This is a genomic window from Rahnella sp. JUb53 (assembly GCF_004346065.1).
Taxonomy (GTDB): Bacteria; Pseudomonadota; Gammaproteobacteria; order Enterobacterales; family Enterobacteriaceae; genus Rahnella; species Rahnella variigena.
In genome coordinates, this window is record NZ_SLYT01000018.1 from 1 (window position 1) to 18,835 (window position 18,835).

Here is an 18,835-nt window from a genome sequence, read left to right on the forward strand (position 1 = left end):
TTTCCGACCCGGTTACTTCGTGATGTTGTTCACGTTGTTCCCTGTCGATGGAGCGGCATTATAGGGAGTTCTCAGCAGGCCGCAAGGGCTAATTTTAAGAAAAATCACTGTTTGCTGCATTACACAGCAAACACACTGCTTATACCGTGTTTTACACAGATTTATCCACAGAGGCACATGAATCTCAAATTTTGCGAGCGTCGCGCAATCGTTTTCGCTACAATTTCGCGCGTCAGTTTTCGCAGCCCTTTATGGGTAATAAATGAAATACCGGTTGCCAGAGGGGAGTTATCCGAGCTCAGTCCCGCGTTTTCTGCAAATTGCTCTCAATAATTTTCTCTATATAAAGAGAAGGAGAGAAGAAAAGCGTCACTGAACTCCGATAACGATCTTTACTGCGACTCCAAAGCCAAGGATACAACCACCATGCAACAATCTCGTCCAATCCGCCGCGCCCTGCTCAGTGTTTCTGACAAAGCCGGTATCGTAGAATTCGCCCAGGCCCTGTCTTCGCGTGGCGTTGAATTACTTTCCACTGGCGGAACTGCCAGTCTGTTGGCTAAAGCCGGTCTGCCAGTCACTGAAGTGTCTGACTACACCGGTTTTCCGGAAATGATGGATGGACGCGTCAAAACTCTGCACCCGAAAGTTCACGGCGGCATTCTCGGTCGTCGCGGGAAAGATGATGAAATTATGGCGCAGCATTCCATTGCGCCAATCGACATGGTGGTCGTTAACCTTTATCCGTTCGCACAAACCGTCGCGCGCCCGGACTGTTCACTGGAAGATGCAGTAGAAAACATTGATATCGGTGGCCCGACAATGGTTCGCTCAGCGGCGAAGAACCACAAAGACGTCGCCATCGTGGTGAAGAGCAGCGACTATGCATCTATTATAGAAGAGATGGATTCCAACAGCAGCTCACTGACGCTGGCGACCCGTTTCAATCTGGCGATCAAAGCTTTCGAGCACACGGCCTCTTATGACGGCATGATTGCCAACTACTTCGGCACCATGGTGCCGGCTTATCACGGCGATACCGAATCCGCTTCCGGACCGTTCCCGCGCACACTGAATCTTAGCTATATAAAGAAACAAGATATGCGTTATGGCGAAAACAGCCATCAGAACGCGGCCTTCTATATAGAAGAGAACGTCAGCGAAGCTTCGGTTGCCACTTCTACCCAGCTTCAGGGCAAGGCGCTTTCTTATAACAACATTGCGGATACCGATGCCGCACTGGAATGTGTGAAAGAATTTGCTGAACCGGCCTGCGTCATCGTTAAACATGCCAATCCTTGCGGCGTGGCCATCGGTGACAGCATTCTTGCAGCTTACGAGCGCGCCTATCAGACTGATCCGACATCCGCTTTCGGCGGCATTATTGCCTTCAACCGTGAACTGGATGCCGAAACAGCAAAAGCCATCATCAGCCGTCAGTTTGTAGAAGTGATCATTGCGCCATCTGTCAGTGCCGAAGCTCTGGCCCTGACCGCAGCCAAACAAAACGTTCGCGTACTGACCTGCGGGCAATGGGAAGATCGTCAGAAAGCACTGGACTTCAAACGTGTTAACGGCGGCCTGCTGGTTCAGGATCGCGATTTGGGTATGGTTGATGCGGCTGATCTGCGTGTGGTTTCAGAGCGCCAGCCGACGGAGCAGGAACTGACAGATGCGCTGTTCTGCTGGAAAGTCGCAAAATTCGTGAAATCCAACGCCATTGTGTATGCACGTGACAAAATGACCATCGGTATCGGCGCTGGCCAGATGAGCCGCGTTTACTCCGCTAAAATTGCCGGAATTAAAGCCGCCGACGAAGGTCTGGAAGTCGCTGGTTCTGTCATGGCTTCTGATGCTTTCTTCCCGTTCCGCGACGGCATCGATGCAGCAGCAGCAGTAGGCATCACCTGCGTTATCCAGCCTGGCGGTTCTATCCGTGACGATGAAGTGATCGCCGCGGCAAACGAACACGGTATTGCGATGCTGTTCACCGACATGCGCCACTTCCGTCATTAATTTTCTTTTAGCGGGTGCGTTGCGCCCGCTCACCGGAGTCTTCGAATGAATATTTTAATTATCGGTAACGGCGGGCGTGAACATGCACTGGCATGGAAGGCATCGCAGTCACCTCTGGCTGATAAAGTCTTTGTTGCGCCTGGCAATGCCGGTACCGCGCTGGAGCCGTTGCTGGAAAACGTGGACATCGCCGCCACTGACATCGCCGGTTTGCTGGCTTTCGCTAAAAGTCATGACATCGGCCTGACCATTGTTGGACCTGAAGCGCCACTGGTGATTGGTGTGGTGGATGCTTTCCGCGCAGCCGGTCTGAAAATCTTTGGCCCGACGCAGGAAGCCGCGCAGCTGGAAGGTTCTAAAGCTTTCACTAAGGATTTCCTGGCTCGCCATAACATTCCAAGCGCTGATTATCAGAACTTCACTGAAATCGAACCTGCGCTGGCTTATCTGCGCAGCAAAGGCGCGCCGATTGTTATCAAAGCTGACGGTCTGGCAGCAGGTAAAGGCGTCATTGTTGCGATGACGTTGAAAGAAGCGGAAGACGCCGTTCACGACATGCTGGCGGGCAATGCTTTCGGCGATGCAGGCCATCGCATTGTTATTGAAGAATTCCTCGACGGCGAAGAAGCCAGTTTCATCGTTATGGTCGACGGCACCAATGTGTTGCCGATGGCGACCAGTCAGGATCACAAACGCGTGGGTGACGGCGACAGCGGCCCGAATACCGGCGGCATGGGCGCTTATTCTCCGGCGCCGGTAGTGACCGATGAAATTCATCAGCGCGTCATGGATCAGGTTATCTGGCCGACCGTTCGTGGCATGGCGGCAGAAAACAACACTTATACCGGTTTCCTGTATGCAGGTCTGATGATCTCAGCTGACGGCCAGCCGAAAGTGATCGAGTTCAACTGCCGTTTCGGCGATCCGGAAACTCAGCCGATCATGTTGCGTCTGCGCTCAGATCTTGTGGATCTTTGCCTCGCCGGTGCTGAAGGTCGTCTTGGCGATAAAACGTCCGAGTGGGATCCGCGCCCGTCGCTGGGTGTCGTGCTCGCCGCAGGTGGCTATCCTGCCGATTACAAAACCGGAGACGTTATCCACGGCCTGCCGCTGGAAGAGGTGCCAGATGGCAAAGTCTTCCAGGCCGGAACCCGCTTGCAGGATGAACGTGTGGTAACGAATGGCGGCCGCGTATTGTGTGTGACGGCGTTGGGCAAAACCGTGGAAGCGGCTCAGGCACGCGCTTATGATTTAGCAAAAGATATTCACTGGGAAGGCAGCTTCTGCCGCAAAGACATCGGTTATCGCGCTATCGACCGCGAACGTAATCATTAATTTTTTCCGTCCCGACGATCAACAAAGGCACGCTTCGGCGTGCCTTTTCTTTTATCAAAACGGGATCAGAGGTCAGACTCTTTCGGTTCCCATTTACAGAAATCTTCATTGGCGACCAGCAACAGCTCGTTGCCCTGCGGTGCCGTCAGCCACGCTAGCCCCAGATTATCGTTACTGCGACTGGCTCGTTTCGCCAGCCAGACCTGTGAACGGACAGTGAGCGCCGGCGTCACTTGTTCACCTGCGCAGGTCGTTATGATGCCTTTGCGCCAGCGAGCCTGAACCAGGCGGACATTGCCTGCCTGCAGCGCATTGCTCAGGTCGAGGATTTTTGACGCTTCATATTTATAGCGTTCGATTTCATCAGAGGATAATTTTTCCCGACGCTCCGGGAGCTGTCGCTGCATAAAGCTGACATTGCCACCCTCGTCAAAACGCAGCATGACGCCCAAATCCGTTTTGGTGGCATGAGTTTCTTTAATCAGGTGCAATTGCCCCTGCTGGAATTCGTATCGGGTGATGATCGTATCGCCGCCGAAATAGGGGCTATAGACGTTGAGAATGGTTTGAGGCTCGTGCTGGGCGGTATCTTCACGCCAGAGCCGGTTGATTCCCTGATCAGCAACATAACCGCTGGCAAAGAATAACTCAGGACCTTTATCAGAACTACAACCCACCAGACCGAGCACCAGTAAACCTGCTACCAGCCTGGGGGTGATAAACTGAAGGGGCCTAAAAACCCCTCCGCTTATTCTTTTCACTGCAAGCAATTACTTAACAGCGTCTTTCAGAGCTTTACCAGAAACGAACGCAGGCACGTTTGCAGCTGCGATTTTGATTTCTTTACCAGTCTGTGGGTTACGACCAGTACGCTCGTTACGATGATTTACCTTGAAAGTCCCGAAACCAACCAATTGTACAGCATCACCTTCTTTCAGAGACTCGGTAATAGCAGACAGAGTAGATTCAAGAGCAACTTTGGCCTGTGCTTTGGAAAGATCAGCTTTGTCCGCAATTACATCAATCAGTTGAGTCTTGTTCATAAGTTATCCTTTACAGTGTGTTTATCGTTTGCAAAGCATCGAGTGCGACGGATATGCCGATTGACAGCACCCTCCTGCATACACGCACCGATAGCCACTTTTTTTACGCACCCCAAATGTAGACCAGACAGGGTGCGGATGTGAAGCCTTAAGGCACGACAAATCAGGCGTTAAATCACGTTTTATTGCCTTATTGCGCTAAATTTATGCCGATGTTACTGACAGCGGCTTCACGCAGGTCAGAACGTAACCCTTTTATTAATTCCAGGTCACGCTCTTCACAGTCAGCCAACAGGCGAAAAATCTCCCATTGGATGTCCCATTCTTCTTCAACGGCAGGAATGACCTTGAGTTCTTCATCGGTCATTTCTTTACCTGCCTGAGTCATTTCCAGCATCGCGACAGTACGAATTGACGTCTCACTCACCGCAATCGCATGAGACAGCGTTTCGCCGCTCAGACGCGAATGAATCAGTTCGCCTAATGCAATACACGCATCAATCGCCGGATAAACCCCGTAGAGATCGTAATCATCGGAAGAAGGCACCGCTTCCTCCAGTTTTTCGAGCTGTGAGTCAAAATTGACCTTGGCGTCTTTTACCACCAACGTTTCCCAGATTAAGTCCAGGATACGACGGTACAGCTGTGCTTCGCCAAACCCGGTTTCCAGGCAAAATGCCTGATAGTTCGGGTACATGCGTTCGCACAAGCTCGCCATAAACGTCACGTGTTGCCAGCTTTCCAGCTTTTCGAGACGTAAATGAATTGGATTACGTAACATGAGTTGATCTCGTTAACTTTTCTGCGCGGGAGTTTACCTGAAATAAATCAATATCCCTATTCCTTGATTCCTAAAGATCATCACTCAAGCGTTGCCAGCGTTGAAACGACGCCCGGTTTGATGCCACGGCATCAGCCCAACGGGTCGGTTCCGGCAGCCGATATTGCCGCATGCATTGTTCCACCCAATAAAGAGAGGAGTCCATGCTGATCCGATTACCAGGCGAGATGAACAATGGATTACAGCGTAGCTTGCTTCGCCACACCCAGCCAATCTGTTCATCGCCTTCATACAGCCCCTGTCTGCTGTGTAGCGCTTCACCTAACGGCAGGAACTGCCCGCATAAACGGCTTTTCGCCACACCAATGGTCGGCACGTGAATCATCAGGCCAAAATGACTGGCGACACCGAGGCGCCGCGGATGCGCGATCCCCTGCCCGTCAACCAGAACCAGATCAGGGTGCGATGAGATTTGCTGCCAGGCTTGTAAAAGTGCGGGAAGCTCACGGAAAGAAAGGAAACCAGGAATGTAGGGCATGACGGTCGGAATGCGGGCTATCTGATATTCGACCAGCTCCAAAGTTGGATAACTCAGAACAGCGACCGCCGCGCGGGTGACTTCACCGCCCTGCTCAAACCCGACATCCACACCGGCGATCAACGACGGTGTAGTGAATTCAGGCGGATCCTGCAGTTCTATCTGATCTGCAAGGATCCGTTGCTCTTCACGTAACGCGCGCGTGTCGATCATAACGCCATGTTACTCGTGATACTGGCGGGACAAGCTGTGTACCGCTTCCACAAAAGCGCCGGCATTTTCTGGCGGAACGTCCTGGTGGATACCGTGGCCAAGATTAAACACATGGCCATTACCTTTGCCGAAACCAGCCAGAATGGTTTCCACTTCCTGCTCAATCCGCACCGGTGAGGCGTAAAGCATGGAAGGATCCATGTTGCCCTGAATCGCCACTTTGTCGCCAACCCGACGGCGCGCTTCAGCAATATCGGTGGTCCAGTCCAGACCCAGCGCGTCACAACCCGTTGCCGCCATCGCTTCCAGCCACTGGCCTCCGCCTTTGGTAAACAAGGTCACCGGCACACGGCGGCCTTCGTTTTCACGGATCAGGCCATCGACGATTTTGTGCATGTAGTTAAGGGAGAACTCGCGGTAATCGCGAGGTGTCAGTACGCCGCCCCAGGTGTCAAAAATCATCACCGACTGCGCGCCCGCTTTAATCTGAGCATTAAGGTAAAGAATGACGCTGTCGGCCACTTTATCCAGCAACAGGTGCAAGGTAGACGGATCGGCGTACATCATTTTTTTGATTTTGGTAAAGGCTTTGCTGCTACCGCCTTCAATCATATACGTCGCCAGAGTCCACGGGCTACCGGAGAAACCAATAAGCGGCACTTCACCTTTCAGGTTTTTACGGATGGTACGCACGGCGTTCATCACATAGCCCAGCTCCATTTCAGGATCCGGAACCGGCAGCTTTTCGACATCAGCACGATTGGTCAGTGGCGAAGAAAAACGCGGGCCTTCACCGGCTTCGAAATACAGCCCCAGCCCCATCGCATCAGGAATGGTCAGGATGTCCGAGAACAGGATCGCTGCATCCAGCGGATAGCGACGAAGCGGCTGTAAAGTCACCTCACAAGCCAGTTCGGCATTCTTACACAGCGACATAAAATCGCCGGCTTCAGCGCGGGTTTCTTTGTACTCCGGCAAATAACGGCCAGCCTGACGCATCATCCACACCGGTGTAATGTCCACTGGCTGACGTAACAAAGCACGCAGGTAACGGTCGTTTTTCAACTCATTCATTCTTGCTCTTTCCTTCAATATTCGGGCCGCACGACAATCATATGACGGCATTCTATCACGCAAAACTGACGCTAGACCTCGTCGTCTTCGCTTTCTGCGCGGCACTGCGCAACTGTGTCTTCAATCAGACGACGGGCAATCGTGCCAGGCGGTGGCAGCTGTGGCAGCTGGTCAAAGCGGTACCAGTCAGCGTTAAGCAGCTCTTTCGGGTCGTGTTTAATATCGCCGCTGTCGTAATCCGCCATAAATGCCATCATCAGCGAATTGGGGAACGGCCACGGTTGGGAACTGACGTAACGGACATTCTTCACGCGGATATTACTTTCTTCCATGACCTCGCGAGCCACGGTTTCTTCCAGTGTTTCACCGACTTCAACAAATCCAGCCAGAACCGTGTGAATGCCATTACGATGACGGACGTGCTGCGCCAGCAAAATCTCATCACCTTTGCGGATTGCTACAATGATGCAGGGTGCAATCTGCGGGTAATAGCGTTCGCGACAATTCCCGCAAAGTGCGGCCCACTCGGTCTTACTGACGTGCATTTCATGCCCGCAGTATCCGCAGAACTTATGAGAACGATAAAACTCTGACAGCTGCACACCGCGCCCGACCAGCTGGAATAATCCGCGATCTTGATCCAGCAGCTGACGGGCGGAAACCATATGATTTGGCATTGTCTGACGGACCAGCCAGACAGGTTCACCCTGCCATTCGCCAATCTGACGCGCCGTTTTACCGGTCAGAGAATATTGTGCGGCGCTGCCAAACGGCAGTTCGCCCTCAGGCAGCCACAGCTTGCCTTCCTGGCTGATAACCCACCAGCCGTTATGTTGCTCAGTAATCTGTAATTCCATAATTGTTGTTGCATAACCTCGTCGGGACTGACAATCTGAGTAAGATATTCACATATTAGTAACTTTTAGTTACTTTTTTATCGCTCACGGAGTCAACCATGCTAAATCGTCTGGAAAGACTGACCCAACGCGTTGGTGGCAGTAATGAGTTAGTGGATCAATGGCTGCACGCGCGCAAAGAGCTGCTGGTTTCGTACTGCACTTTGGTCGGCCTGAAACCCAATAAAGAAAAACATACCCCTCTCAACGAAAAAGCGCTGGATAACTTTTGCCATAACCTGGTGGACTATCTTTCAGCCGGTCATTTCCATCTGTATCAGCGGATCATTGATGAAGTCGAAGGTGCGAACAGTCCGATAAAATTGCAGGCTGCGAAAATATACCCTGCACTGGAGCTGAACACTGAAGCTATCATGGCTTTCCATGATAGTTACACTGAAAATGATATTGATGATGACAATGCTTTCGCATTTCATTATGCATTATCCGATGTAGGTGAAGCGTTGGATGCGCGTTTTCAGCTGGAAGATCAATTGATTATTCTGGCATTTGACCGCAGCAATCATGAAGAAAAACCACCTGCAAATGAAGAACATCTCGCCAGACCGGCTTAACGCTTTGTCACATTAAAACTCTGCACCTGTTTGTAGTTTTAATTGTAGTTTTAGTTGTAGTTTCAAAAAACGCCTCCTATATTGAGGCTTCTTGTCGGAGTGCCTAGCGCATAATTTTCTCGCGAAGATTACGCCAGGCTGAGACCGTTAATTCGGGATCCGCGGAACCTGATCGGGTTAGTACCCGCGAAGGGAACAAGAGTAATGTTATGCGTTCAGCTCACTCTGGCATTCGCCTGCATCAGGCCGCCTGTGCTGCACCGCCCATTTTTACTCCTGCCGTAAACCTCCAGACAAGCAATTTTCCATCACGTTTTTTTGCGAGGAATTTGCTATGTCGAGTACCCAGAAACCCGTTATTTCCGAAAAGAAAGCGTCTAATCGCCGTGAACAACGCGCGCAGGCTCAGTCGTTTATCGACAGTCTGCAGGGCGAAGCCTTCCCCAACTCCCGCCGTATTTATCTTGAAGGTGACCGCAAAGATATTCGCGTGCCGATGCGTGAAATCCAACTCAGCCCGACACTGGTCGGCGGTGGCAAAGATAATCCGCAGTTCGAAGAAAACGAAGCCATCCCTGTTTATGACACCGCCGGATCTTACGGGGATCCGTCGGCAGTTATCGACGTGCATACCGGTCTGGAAAAATTACGTGCCCGCTGGATAAAAGAGCGTGCGGACACGGAGGAACTCCCACAGGTCAGCTCCGGCTTTACCCAGCAACGGCTGGCGGACGAAGGGCTGGATCATCTGCGCTTCGAACATCTGCCGCGTCCGCGAAAAGCCATGTCTGGCAAAAATGTTACGCAGCTGCATTACGCACGCAAAGGCACGATTACCCCGGAAATGGAGTTCATCGCCATTCGCGAAAACATGGGCCGCGAGCGGATCCGTGGCGAGATTTTGCGCCAGCAACACCCCGGTGAAAGCTTTGGCGCGCATTTGCCTGCCAATATCACCGCAGAGTTTGTGCGTCAGGAAGTCGCCGCCGGGCGTGCGATTATTCCTGCCAACATCAACCATCCTGAATCAGAGCCGATGATCATCGGGCGTAATTTCCTGGTGAAAGTGAACGCTAATATCGGCAACTCAGCGGTGACATCATCCATAGAAGAAGAAGTCGAGAAGCTGGTGTGGTCAACGCGCTGGGGCGCGGACACCGTGATGGATCTCTCCACCGGCCGTTATATTCATGAAACCCGCGAATGGATCCTGCGCAACAGCCCGGTGCCGATCGGCACGGTGCCGATTTATCAGGCGCTGGAAAAAGTGAACGGCGTGGCCGAAGACCTGAACTGGGACATGTTCCGCGATACCTTGCTGGAACAGGCCGAGCAAGGCGTCGATTACTTCACCATTCATGCCGGTGTCTTGCTGCGTTACGTACCGATGACGGCCAAACGTCTGACCGGCATTGTGTCGCGTGGCGGTTCAATCATGGCGAAATGGTGTCTTTCACATCATCGCGAAAGCTTCCTGTTCGAGCATTTTCGTGAAATTTGCGAAATCTGCGCTGCCTACGATGTCTCCCTTTCATTGGGCGACGGCTTACGTCCGGGCTCAATTCAGGATGCCAATGACGAAGCACAATTCGCTGAATTACGCACGCTGGGCGAACTGACCAAAATTGCCTGGGAATACGATGTGCAGGTGATGATCGAAGGTCCCGGGCATGTGCCGATGCAGATGATCCGCCGCAATATGACCGAAGAACTCGAGCACTGTCATGAAGCGCCGTTCTATACCCTCGGCCCGCTGACCACTGATATCGCGCCGGGTTACGACCACTTCACCTCCGGTATTGGTGCGGCGATGATTGGATGGTTTGGCTGCGCCATGCTGTGTTATGTCACGCCAAAAGAGCATCTCGGCCTGCCGAACAAAGAAGACGTTAAGCAGGGTTTGATTACCTACAAAATCGCAGCACACGCCGCCGATTTAGCCAAAGGTCATCCGGGTGCGCAAATCCGCGATAACGCCATGTCCAAAGCGCGTTTTGAATTCCGCTGGGAAGACCAGTTCAATCTGGCTCTGGATCCGGCCACTGCGCGTGCTTACCACGATGAAACGCTGCCGCAGGAATCCGGCAAAGTTGCTCACTTCTGCTCGATGTGCGGCCCGAAATTCTGCTCAATGAAAATCACTCAGGAAGTTCGCGATTACGCCGCCGCGCTGGAAGCCAAAGCCCAGCCAATAGAACTCGTTGCATCCGGCATGGCGCAAATGTCGGCCGAATTCCGTTCACGCGGCAGCGAGCTTTATCACCCTGCCACGGAGGTCAACAAATGAATCAGTCCGCTCAGCCCTTTCCTGCCGTTCCTTTTCACCTCGGTTTATATCCGGTCGTTGATACGGTGGAATGGATCGCCCGCCTGCTGGAAGCAGGAGTTAAAACGCTGCAACTGCGTGTAAAAGATTTACCCGATGAAGAAGTTGAGCCAGCAATTATCGAGGCTATCGCACTAGGGAAAAAATATCAGGCGAGGTTATTCATCAACGATTACTGGCGTCTGGCGGTAAAACATCAGGCTTATGGCGTGCATCTGGGTCAGGAAGATCTGGATACTGCCGATCTTGAGGCAATCCGTCAGGCCGGTTTACGACTGGGCGTCTCCACCCATGACGATACTGAGATGGCGCGCGCTGTCGCCGTGAATCCTTCATATATCGCACTCGGACATATCTTCCCGACGCAGACCAAGGACATGCCGTCAGCCCCGCAGGGTCTGGAAGAACTCTCCCGACATATTAAGCAACTCGACGGAAGATTCCCGACGGTAGCTATCGGCGGGATCAGCATTGAACGCGCGCCGTCGGTTCTCGATTGCGGCGTCGGCAGCATTGCCGTGGTCAGCGCCATTACACAGGCAGCGGACTGGCGTGCCGCCACCGCCGAACTGCTGGCTTTATGCGCCAGCAAGGTGCCGGAAGATGCTTAATGACCAGGAGTTCTTAAGATATAGCCGGCAATTGTTGCTGGAAGACATCGGTACTAAAGGGCAGGAGCAATTAACTAATTCCAAAGTGTTGATTGTCGGGCTCGGCGGTTTAGGCTCCCCTGCTGCGCTGTATTTGGCAGCCGCCGGAGTTGGCACACTCCTACTGGCTGATGACGATAAATTGCATATATCTAATTTACAAAGACAGATTTTATATCGTACGAATGACATAGGACAAAATAAGGCCAATCTGGCGAAGTACCATTTGCAGTCATTAACTCCGCAGCTCGACTGCATCGCCATTCACCTGCGTCTTCAAGAAGATTTGCTTACTCAGGCTGTTTTAACGGCCGATCTAATTTTGGATTGCAGCGATAATATGGCCACTCGCCATGCAGTAAATGCCGCTTGTATCGCAGCTAGCAAGCCTTTGATTAGTGGAAGCGCCATTGGTTTTAGTGGTCAGCTGCTGGTAATTGAACCACCTTACTCTCAAGGTTGTTACGCCTGCCTCTACCCTGAAAAAATAGAACCTCAACGCAACTGCCGAAGCGCTGGAATACTCGGCCCCGTGGTCGGAGTGATCGGTACACTACAAGCGCTGGAAGCAATAAAAATGCTAGTCGGAATGCCTTCATCCTTAAGCGGCAAACTGCGGCTGTTCGACGGAAAAACACAAAACTGGCGTTCGCTGCAACTCACGCGATCGTCCAGCTGTGCCGTCTGCGGAGGCCACGCGTGAACATTCTGGTTAATGATGAATCTCACCACTTCAGTCAACCGCTCACGTTACTTGCCCTGCTCGATGAACTGGCGTTAAACCCTGCAGGCAGCGCGCTGGCAGTTAATCAGGTCATTATTCCCCGTGATAACTGGCCTGCTCACTTGCTGGAAGATGGTGATGAGATTTTGCTCTTTCAGGCGATAGCCGGAGGCTGACATGTTAAAAATTGCTGATACCACATTCACATCGCACCTTTTTACAGGTACGGGAAAATTCGCCAGTCCGGCGCTGATGCAACGAGCGCTCGAAGCATCCGGCTCTCAGCTGGTGACCATGGCGATGAAACGTGTCGATCTGCGTCGCGGCGGAGACGACATTTTGTCTCCCCTGCAACAGCTAGGTGTACGTTTGTTGCCGAATACCTCAGGCGCCAAAACGGCGGAAGAAGCGGTGTTTGCCGCGCAACTGGCAAGAGAAGCGCTGGGAACAAACTGGGTGAAACTCGAAATTCACCCGGATGTAAAATATCTGCTGCCTGATGCCGTTGAAACGTTGAAAGCCGCAGAGATTCTGGTGAAACAAGGCTTCGTGGTTCTGCCGTATTGCAGCGCGGATCCGGTGCTGTGTAAGCGTCTGGAGGAAGCGGGTTGCGCAGCGGTCATGCCGCTGGGTGCGCCGATCGGTTCAAACCAGGGGCTGCAAACCCGCGAGTTTCTGCAAATTATCATCGAACAGGCGCGTATTCCGGTGATAGTGGATGCCGGTATTGGCGCACCGAGCCAGGCCGCAGAAGCACTGGAACTGGGTGCCGATGCCGTACTGGTCAATACCGCGATTGCCGTCGCGGGCGATCCGGTCGCGATGGCAACCGCATTCCGGCTGGCAGTAGAGGCTGGAGTAATCGCCCGACAAAGTGGTTTAGGCAGCAGACAGCGACACGCCAGTGCATCCAGCCCGCTGACCGGTTTTCTCAATACCTCACAGGCGACGTCATGAGCAGCTTTACGGATGTCTGGTCAACGCTGAACTGGGATGACCTTTCCCTGCGTATCAACAGTAAAACAACACGTGACGTCGAACGGGCGCTCAGCCGGAATAAAATCGACCGTGAGGATTTTATGGCGTTAATTTCTCCGGCGGCGCTGCCTTATCTGGAACCCATGGCGCAGCGGGCTCAACAACTTACGCGCCAGCGCTTCGGCAACACGGTGAATTTCTTCGCACCGCTGTATTTATCCAATCTTTGCGCCAACGAATGTACTTATTGCGGCTTTTCTATGAGCAATAAAATCAAACGTAAAACGCTGGATAAGGATGAAATCGGGCGGGAATGCGAAGCGCTGAATGCGCTGGGCTTCAAACATCTGTTGCTGGTCACCGGCGAACACAAAGGGAAAGTTGGCATGGACTATTTTCGCCTTCACTTCCCGGCGATCAGAAACCATTTTGATTCGCTGATGATTGAAGTTCAGCCGCTGCAACAGGAAGAATATGCTGAGCTGAAAACGCTGGGGCTGGATGGCGTGCTGGTTTATCAGGAAACCTATCACGCACCGACGTATGCATTACATCATCTGCGAGGCCAGAAACAGGATTTCTTCTGGCGACTGGAAACACCAGACCGGCTCGGGCGAGCGGGAATTGATAAAATCGGGCTGGGTGCACTGTTCGGACTTTCAGGAAACTGGCGGACTGACAGTTATATGGTGGCCGAGCATTTGCTGTATCTGCAACAAACTTACTGGCAAAGCCGTTATTCGGTGGCGTTTCCGAGATTGCGTCCTTGCGCCGGTGGAATAGAACCGGCGTCATTGCTGGAAGAAAATCAGCTTGTTCAGCTGATATGCGCTTTCAGAATGCTGGCACCGGATGTCGAGCTTTCACTGTCTACACGCGAATCACCTTATTTCCGCGATCACGTCATTCCGCTGGCGATCAACACCGTCAGTGCCGGATCTAAAACACAGCCCGGCGGCTATGCTGACGATCATCCGGAACTTGAGCAATTTGCTCCGCACGATAACCGATCGCCACAACGTGTTGCGCAAGCATTAACGCAAGCCGGGCTTCAGCCGGTGTGGAAAGACTGGGACAGTTTTTTGGGGCGCGTCTCGCAGGAAAATGTCGGCGGATGGCAAACCGGTAAATTCTCAGGAATGCAGATTCCATGAAATGATTTTGCCCCTCGCGCCAGCAGGCCGGGGGCATTACTGTGCTTTTGCCGCTGCACATTCGCAGATGGCCGGCGCCACTCATCCCGGCGCTGCTTCCAAATAGCCGGAACAGGTTATCGTCCAGTTCCCTGTTTCGGCTCCTCTTTCTCAGCATTATCAATTCCCAGATTTCAGGCAAAAAAAACCGCCCCCGAAGGAGCGGTTTTATGCGTTTCGACAGAAGACGATTAATCGTCGCTGTTACCGAAACCTGCGTTCAGCAGTTCAGCCAGGTTAGCCGTTGCTTCATCCGCGCTGACTTGCGGTACAACTGGCACTTCGCCCTGAGCTTTACGGCGTGCACGATCCTGGTGATAAGCGTAACCGGTACCGGCTGGGATCAGACGGCCAACGATAACGTTCTCTTTCAGGCCACGCAGTTCATCACGTTTACCGGCAACAGCCGCTTCGGTAAGAACGCGCGTGGTTTCCTGGAACGACGCAGCAGAGATGAAGGATTCGGTCGCCAGGGATGCCTTGGTGATACCGAGCAGGTCACGGCTGAATGTTGCCGTGATTTTGCCTTCAGCTTCCAGCTTACGGTTAGCGATTTTAACGCGAGACATTTCTGCCTGCTCGCCTTCCAGGAAGTCAGTGCCACCAGCGCTAACGATGGTGCCTTTACGCAACATCTGACGAACGATAACTTCGATATGCTTATCGTTAATCTTAACGCCTTGCAGACGGTAAACTTCCTGCACTTCGTTGGTGATGTAGCGGGTAACCGCGTGAACACCACGTAAACGCAAGATGTCGTGCGGAGACTCTGGGCCGTCGGATACGACGTCACCACGTTCCACAACTTCGCCTTCGAACACGTTCAGCTGACGCCATTTAGGGATCATTTCTTCGTAAGCATCGCTGCCATCCAACGGAGAAATTACCAGACGACGTTTGCCTTTGGTTTCTTTACCGAAGGAGATGATCCCACTGATTTCAGCAAGGATTGCAGGCTCTTTCGGACGACGTGCTTCGAACAGGTCAGCAACGCGTGGCAGACCACCGGTGATGTCCTTGGTACCGCCGGATTCCTGAGGAATACGCGCCAGGGTGTCACCAGAGTGGATCTGAGTACCATCTTCCAGCTGAACAATCGCTTTACCTGGCAGGAAGTATTGAGCAGGCATATCAGTACCTGGGATCAATACGTCGTCGCCTTTAGCGTCAACGATTTTCAGTGCCGGACGCAGGTCTTTACCGCTACCGGTACGCTCTGCAGAGTCCAGAACCACCAGAGAAGACAAACCGGTCAGGTCGTCGGTCTGGCGTGTGATGGTCTGAGTATCCACCATATCGGCAAAGCGAATGAAACCACTCACTTCACTGATAACTGGCATTGTGTGCGGATCCCAGTTAGCAACGGTTTCGCCGCCGTTAACTGATGCGCCATCGCCTTTGCCCATCACGGAACCGTAAGGCACTTTATAGCTTTCTTTGGTACGACCGAATTCGTCGATCAATTTCAGCTCAGTGTTACGGGAAGTGATGACCAGTTTGCCGTTAGAGTTGCTAACGTGCTTATGGTTGCTCAGTTTAATGGTACCAGTGTTCTTAACCTGGATGCTGGATTCCGCTGCCGCACGAGATGCCGCACCACCGATGTGGAACGTACGCATCGTCAGCTGGGTACCCGGCTCACCGATGGACTGTGCTGCAATAACACCGATCGCTTCACCTTTGTTGATGATGTGACCACGTGCCAGGTCGCGACCGTAGCAGTTTGCACACACACCAAAGTCGGTTTCGCAACTTACGACTGAACGTACTTTCACGCTGTCGACTGAGTTCTCTTCTAACAGATCACACGTCTTCTCGTGAAGCAGGGTGTTACGTGGAACCAGAATATCCGCCGTACCCGGCTTGAGGATATCTTCTGCAGTTACACGACCCAGAACACGTTCGCGCAGTGGTTCTTTAACGTCGCCACCTTCGATAACCGGAGTCATCATGATGCCTTCGTGAGTACCACAGTCGTCTTCAGTCACAACCAGATCCTGAGCGACGTCAACCAGACGACGGGTCAGATAACCGGAGTTAGCCGTTTTAAGTGCGGTATCCGCCAAGCCTTTACGAGCACCGTGAGTAGAGATGAAGTACTGGAGTACGTTCAGACCTTCACGGAAGTTCGCGGTGATTGGCGTTTCAATGATGGAACCATCTGGTTTCGCCATCAGGCCACGCATACCGGCCAGCTGACGAATCTGTGCAGCAGAACCACGCGCACCGGAGTCGGCCATCATAAAGATACTGTTGAAGGAAACCTGCTGTTCAACAACACCGTCACGGTTGACGACGTCTTCAACAGACAAGTTTTCCATCATTGCCTTAGCAACACGTTCGTTGGCCGCAGCCCAGATGTCGATCACTTTGTTATAGCGTTCGCCAGCAGTTACCAGACCAGACTGGAACTGTTCCTGGATTTCAGCAACTTCGGTTTCTGCTTCTTCGATGATCTCTGCTTTCTTCGCAGGGATTACCATGTCATCGATACCTACTGACGCGCCTGAACGGGCAGCGTAAGCAAAACCGGTGTACATGATCTGGTCAGCAAAAATAACGGTCGGCTTCAGGCCCAAAATGCGGTAACAAGTGTTCAGCATTTTGGAGATAGCTTTTTTGCCCAAAGGCTGGTTGACGATAGAGAACGGCAGACCTTTTGGTACGATCATCCAAAGGATGGCGCGACCAACAGTCGTGTCAATAATCGACGTCTTGTGCGTAACTTCGCCTTCGGTATTTTTGATCTCTTCTGTAATACGCACTTTGACACGCGCATGCAGAGAGGCCAAACCGGCGCGGTAAATACGCTCAGCTTCTTTAGGACCGGTCAGAACCATGCCTTCGCCTTTGGCGTTAACACAGTCACGAGTCATGTAGTACAGACCCAATACAACGTCCTGAGAAGGAACGATGATTGGCTCGCCGTTCGCAGGTGACAGGATGTTGTTGGTAGACATCATCAACGCACGCGCTTCCAGCTGAGCTTCCAGCGTCAACGGTACGTGAACAGCCATCTGGTCACCATCGAAGTCGGCGTTATATGCCGCACAAACCAGCGGGTGCAGCTGAATTGCTTTACCTTCGATCAGAACCGGTTCAAACGCCTGGATACCCAAACGGTGCAGGGTTGGTGCACGGTTCAGCAGTACCGGGTGTTCGCGGATAACTTCGTCCAGGATATCCCAAACGACAGCTTCTTCGCGCTCAACCATTTTTTTAGCGGCTTTGATGGTGGTGGCCAGGCCACGCAGTTCCAGCTTGCCGTAAATGAACGGTTTGAACAGTTCCAGTGCCATTTTCTTCGGCAGACCACACTGGTGCAGACGCAGGTATGGACCTACGGTGATAACGGAACGACCAGAGTAGTCGACACGTTTACCCAGCAAGTTCTGACGGAAACGACCCTGTTTACCTTTAATCATGTCTGCCAGAGATTTCAGCGGACGCTTGTTAGAGCCGGTGATTGCACGACCGCGACGGCCGTTATCCAGCAAAGCATCTACCGCTTCTTGCAGCATACGTTTTTCGTTACGTACGATGATGTCTGGCGCAGCCAGATCCAGCAGGCGTTTCAGACGGTTGTTACGGTTGATAACGCGACGATACAGATCGTTCAGATCCGACGTTGCGAAACGGCCGCCGTCCAACGGAACCAATGGACGCAAGTCTGGTGGCAGTACCGGCAACACGGTCAGGATCATCCACTCTGGTTTGTTACCAGACTGAACGAACGCTTCCAGCAGCTTAATACGCTTCGTCAGCTTCTTACGTTTGGTTTCGGAGTTGGTTTCATTCAACTCTTCACGCAGTTGCTCGCACTCTGCTTCCAGGTCCATGTTTTTCAACAGAGCCTGAATTGCTTCCGCACCCATCTTCGCGTCGAACTCATCACCAAACTCTTCCAACGCATCCAGATACTGCTCTTCAGTCAGGATCTGGCGTTTTTCGAGGTTAGTCATGCCGCCTTCGATAACCACATAGGATTCGAAGTACAGAACACGTTCGATATCACGCAGTGGCATATCCAGCAGCAAACCGATGCGCGACGGCAGCGATTTAAGGAACCAGATGTGTGCAGTCGGGGAAGCCAGTTCGATGTGGCCCATACGCTCACGGCGTACTTTAGTCTGGGTCACTTCAACGCCGCACTTCTCGCAGATCACGCCGCGATGTTTTAAACGCTTGTACTTACCGCACAGGCATTCGTAGTCTTTTACTGGTCCGAAGATACGGGCACAGAAAAGGCCGTCACGTTCTGGTTTGAACGTACGGTAGTTAATGGTTTCTGGCTTCTTAACTTCACCAAAAGACCAAGAACGGATCATGTCTGGCGATGCCAGAGCAATTTTGATCGCATCAAACTCTTCGGTCTTAGTTTGCGCTTTCAGAAACTTTAGTAAGTCTTTCACGGATTGGCTCCCGTCGGGTTAGACCTGTTAGGCACCTGGTCTGTATTGATTAACAGGCAGGTGCCCCTGTGATCAGTGCGA

16 protein-coding genes and 1 riboswitch are annotated in these 18,835 nt (G+C 52.4%); of the genes, 9 read left to right on the plus strand and 7 right to left on the minus strand.

Translation table 11 applies throughout. The features are described 5' to 3' along the window. The first annotated feature begins 426 nt into the window (after positions 1–426). Both purH and purD read left to right on the plus strand, forming a co-directional pair. The gene (gene purH, locus EC840_RS24665) at positions 427–2,016 is read left to right on the plus strand and encodes a bifunctional phosphoribosylaminoimidazolecarboxamide formyltransferase/IMP cyclohydrolase (RefSeq protein ID WP_132967369.1); all 1,590 of its coding nucleotides are present in this window, start codon (positions 427–429) and stop codon (positions 2,014–2,016) included. Positions 2,017–2,061: 45 nt separating this feature from the next. Continuing rightward, complete coding sequence (gene purD / locus EC840_RS24670; RefSeq protein WP_112288557.1) at positions 2,062–3,351, plus strand: phosphoribosylamine--glycine ligase; 1,290 nt, start codon at positions 2,062–2,064, stop codon at positions 3,349–3,351. A gap of 65 nt (positions 3,352–3,416) precedes the next feature. Here purD and EC840_RS24675 read toward each other — a convergent pair whose 3' ends face one another. From EC840_RS24675 to nudC, 6 genes are all read right to left on the minus strand, one after another. Next, on the minus strand, positions 3,417–4,070 hold the full coding sequence (locus EC840_RS24675; RefSeq protein WP_181955600.1) for a DUF1481 domain-containing protein: 654 nt from the start codon (positions 4,068–4,070) through the stop codon (positions 3,417–3,419). Positions 4,071–4,121: 51 nt separating this feature from the next. Further along, a complete protein-coding gene (gene hupA, locus EC840_RS24680) occupies positions 4,122–4,394 on the minus strand; it encodes a nucleoid-associated protein HU-alpha (RefSeq protein WP_013577396.1) in 273 nt (90 codons plus the stop codon). Between the two features lie 190 nt (positions 4,395–4,584). Then, the gene (locus tag EC840_RS24685) at positions 4,585–5,175 is read right to left on the minus strand and encodes a YjaG family protein (RefSeq protein ID WP_095924297.1); all 591 of its coding nucleotides are present in this window, start codon (positions 5,173–5,175) and stop codon (positions 4,585–4,587) included. Positions 5,176–5,245: 70 nt separating this feature from the next. After that, complete coding sequence (nfi, locus tag EC840_RS24690) at positions 5,246–5,926, minus strand: deoxyribonuclease V (RefSeq protein ID WP_112288555.1); 681 nt, start codon at positions 5,924–5,926, stop codon at positions 5,246–5,248. A 9-nt stretch (positions 5,927–5,935) separates the two neighbouring features. Continuing rightward, on the minus strand, positions 5,936–7,000 hold the full coding sequence (hemE, locus tag EC840_RS24695; protein WP_112288554.1) for a uroporphyrinogen decarboxylase: 1,065 nt from the start codon (positions 6,998–7,000) through the stop codon (positions 5,936–5,938). Positions 7,001–7,071: 71 nt separating this feature from the next. Further along, on the minus strand, positions 7,072–7,857 hold the full coding sequence (gene nudC / locus EC840_RS24700) for an NAD(+) diphosphatase (RefSeq protein ID WP_112288553.1): 786 nt from the start codon (positions 7,855–7,857) through the stop codon (positions 7,072–7,074). 98 nt (positions 7,858–7,955) lie between these two features. Here nudC and rsd point away from each other — a divergent pair, with 98 nt between their 5' ends. The 7 genes from rsd to thiH all read left to right on the plus strand — a co-directional run bounded on the left by rsd (position 7,956) and on the right by thiH (position 14,303). Beyond that, a complete protein-coding gene (gene rsd / locus EC840_RS24705) occupies positions 7,956–8,471 on the plus strand; it encodes a sigma D regulator (RefSeq protein WP_112288552.1) in 516 nt (171 codons plus the stop codon). A gap of 85 nt (positions 8,472–8,556) precedes the next feature. Continuing rightward, positions 8,557–8,683, plus strand: a riboswitch (TPP riboswitch). A gap of 122 nt (positions 8,684–8,805) precedes the next feature. After that, positions 8,806–10,758 carry a phosphomethylpyrimidine synthase ThiC gene (thiC, locus tag EC840_RS24710; protein ID WP_132967371.1) on the plus strand — a complete coding sequence of 651 codons (1,953 nt, stop codon included), beginning with the start codon at positions 8,806–8,808 and terminating at the stop codon, positions 10,756–10,758. After that, positions 10,755–11,408: a thiamine phosphate synthase gene (gene thiE, locus EC840_RS24715; protein WP_112288550.1), complete on the plus strand. Its 654-nt coding sequence runs from the start codon at positions 10,755–10,757 to the stop codon at positions 11,406–11,408. Before thiC ends, thiE begins: the two co-directional genes overlap by 4 nt. Further along, positions 11,401–12,150 carry a HesA/MoeB/ThiF family protein gene (locus EC840_RS24720; RefSeq protein ID WP_132967373.1) on the plus strand — a complete coding sequence of 250 codons (750 nt, stop codon included), beginning with the start codon at positions 11,401–11,403 and terminating at the stop codon, positions 12,148–12,150. Before thiE ends, EC840_RS24720 begins: the two co-directional genes overlap by 8 nt. Then, positions 12,147–12,347, plus strand: a complete 201-nt coding sequence (gene thiS / locus EC840_RS24725) for a sulfur carrier protein ThiS (RefSeq protein WP_113878335.1) — start codon at positions 12,147–12,149, stop codon at positions 12,345–12,347. Before EC840_RS24720 ends, thiS begins: the two co-directional genes overlap by 4 nt. A gap of 1 nt (position 12,348) precedes the next feature. Beyond that, positions 12,349–13,128, plus strand: a complete 780-nt coding sequence (locus EC840_RS24730) for a thiazole synthase (RefSeq protein WP_132967374.1) — start codon at positions 12,349–12,351, stop codon at positions 13,126–13,128. Next, a complete protein-coding gene (gene thiH, locus EC840_RS24735) occupies positions 13,125–14,303 on the plus strand; it encodes a 2-iminoacetate synthase ThiH (RefSeq protein ID WP_132967376.1) in 1,179 nt (392 codons plus the stop codon). Before EC840_RS24730 ends, thiH begins: the two co-directional genes overlap by 4 nt. A gap of 230 nt (positions 14,304–14,533) precedes the next feature. Here the strand turns inward: thiH and rpoC are convergent, their stop codons facing one another. Next, on the minus strand, positions 14,534–18,754 hold the full coding sequence (gene rpoC / locus EC840_RS24740; protein ID WP_095924286.1) for a DNA-directed RNA polymerase subunit beta': 4,221 nt from the start codon (positions 18,752–18,754) through the stop codon (positions 14,534–14,536). Positions 18,755–18,835 lie beyond the last annotated feature (81 nt).